Source organism: Roseateles aquae (assembly GCF_032337115.1).
Lineage (GTDB): Bacteria > Pseudomonadota > Gammaproteobacteria > Burkholderiales > Burkholderiaceae_C > Roseateles_C > Roseateles_C aquae.
Genome location: NZ_JAVXZY010000028.1, coordinates 1 through 2,465, shown reverse-complemented (window position 1 = coordinate 2,465; position 2,465 = coordinate 1). Strand labels below are relative to the sequence as shown.

At 62.6% G+C, this 2,465-nt stretch carries 1 protein-coding gene and 1 pseudogene; both read left to right on the top strand.

What is annotated here, in order from left to right; all coding sequences use genetic code 11:
- Positions 1 to 235: 235 nt before the first annotated feature.
- Positions 236 to 454: pseudogene (locus RQP53_RS24715) on the top strand (FG-GAP repeat domain-containing protein); the annotation flags it as partial.
- 222 nt (positions 455 to 676) lie between these two features.
- The coding region (locus RQP53_RS24585; RefSeq protein ID WP_315653373.1) for a choice-of-anchor D domain-containing protein at positions 677 to 2,465 on the top strand (1,789 nt) is incomplete at its 3' end.

The window sequence follows — 2,465 nt, the reverse complement described above, 5'->3', positions numbered from 1 at the left end:
TGCAGCGTATCGCAACAACGGCGATGGCAATTTCACGGCCATTGACGCGGCAACGACCTGCGATCTGCCGGGCGACTTCAATGGCGACGGGCGTTCCGACTGTCTGTCGATTGCCGCTGACGCACTGCCAGCCGGTAACAGCCTGAACATCGCGCAAGGCGGCGGTGCGTTCGAGAAGACGGCCAGTTTCAATCTGACAGCCTATGGCAATGCGCTAGGGGTTGCCTCGGGTACTGTGCCAGCGACTTATGGCGCGCTGATCGCCGATGTCAATGGCGATGGACGCAGTGACGTGATTCGATGGGCTGCAGATGCGTCGCAGAACGCGCTGTATTTGAGCAATGGTGATGGTAGCTTCCGCAGCTCAAGTGGTTTCAACTTTGGCAGCGTCACGCTCAGGGACACCAGCGAGGGCAAGGCAGACTTCCTCGTCGGAGACTTTACCGGCCATGGCAATGTCGAGTTCCTGCGCTTCGTGGCCAACCCCTACGTGCCGTCGACAGGAGGGGATCCGTGTAACCCCAATATCCCTGTGAGTACAACAGGAGATGGAAGCAGCCCTGATCAACAGCGCCCCGTCGATCCGTGCACGATGGGGACAACTTCAAGGCCCAGTGCGAGTCTGGCTGCCCAAACAATCGTTCAGGGATCTACCTACAACGAGCTGTTTGTTCGCTTGGACCAGCGCCCCGCGGACCTGCTGCTGCGTGTGAGCTCGCCGACGGGCCTGCAGACTCGGCTGACCTATACCACCGTCGGCAATCCCACGCAGGGCCTAGCCTCTGATGGCTCGACCATCACCTTCGCCACGCCGCGTTACAGCAGCGGGCGCACAGCCGGTCAAAGCATCTTCCCCAAGGCAGATGTGGCCTTCCCGATGAATGTCGTGGCCACGGTCGAGGCCGATACGGGCATCGCTGGCGGGGCGCTGCGCACCGAGTACGCCTACAAGGGCCTGCGCGTGGCGACGAACGGTCGCGGCCTGCTGGGCTTCATGCAGGTGAACCAGCAGAACCCGGCTCCCGATGGCAGTCAGCTCAATGTGCTGACCGACTACTTCCAGGATCATCCCTATACCGGCGTCGCTGCCGTTAGCCAGACCTTCAAGGGTCCGCTGGGATCGACGGCCAGCCGGCTCAGCCGCAGCACCAATGGCTACTGCGAAGGCACGGCGAACGCGGCGGGCATCCAGATCAACAACGGCGGTGTGGCACCCACCCCCTGCGCCAGCAGCGCGCTGGTGCAACGCCCCTACCTGGCCCAGTCGCTGGAAGAGGGGTGGGACGTCAATGGCGAAGCCTTGCCCATCGTGCGCAAGACCAGCACCTACAACGGTGATGGCGATCCGCTGACGATCACCATCCAGACCAGCGGCAGCAGTGCCGGACAGAGCCAAACCTTCACCAAGCAGGTCAGCAACAGCTACGAGACTGCTGACAGCAGCTGTGCCGCCGACAACAAGAGCTGCAGCTGGATTCTGGGGCGCCTGAAACGTGCCACGGTGAGCAACACTGTGCCCAATCTGTTGCCCAGCCTGACGGCGTCTGCGGGCAGCAATGCCAACGCCACGGCCATTGCCGGCACACTGACGCTGCCCAGCAGCGCCACGGCAGAGCTGACCGCCTCGCTGGCCATCAACAATATTGCGCTGAACACCACGGGTACGGCCAAGGCCACGCTGGCCAACAACGGCACAGCGGCCCTGACGGTCAGCGCCATCAACGCCAGCAGCGTGACCGGAGCGGGCTTTAGCTTCCAGTCGACAGACTGCACGGCGAGCCTGGCGGCCAAGACCAGTTGCTCGATCACCGTGGGCTTTACGCCAACGGTGGCGGGCAGTGCGACGGGCAAGCTGACGATCAACACCGCACTGGGTAGCCGTGAGACCGCGCTCACTGGTAGCAGCGCTCTCAACAGTTCGGTCAGCCTCGACCATGTGAGTCCGAAGCCGTCGGGTACATACATTCCTGCGTATTCGACGACCACCTTGGCGGTGTACTACCGCAACAATGGAGCGGCACCTGTGGCGCTGAGCAGCTTCAGCAGCAGCTCGGGTGGGTACTTCATGAACGCGGGTGGTGGGAATGGGTCGTGTGACCTGGGCTTGGCACTGGCACCGGGCAAGACCTGCTGGGTGCTGGTTGGGTGGGGGGGCGCGGAAGGGGCAGTCACTACGGACACCCAGGCTACGTTTGGCTCGAGCGTGATTACCCAAAGGGTGAGCGCAATTCAGCAGACGCTGAGTATGACGGTCGAAAACAACGGGGCCAGCACTGCCGGTACGGCGGACATGAAGGTGACGCTGAGCAATCCGACGCCAGGGCACTTCAAGTTCGGAGCCCCCAAGCTCAAGCTCAATGGAGCAACGGGGCAAGGCACCTGGACGCTGTACAGCGATAGCTGTGGCGCAATGCTGAATGCCAATGCCAGCTGCCAAATGGTGGTCCGCTACACAGCCGGCGCAG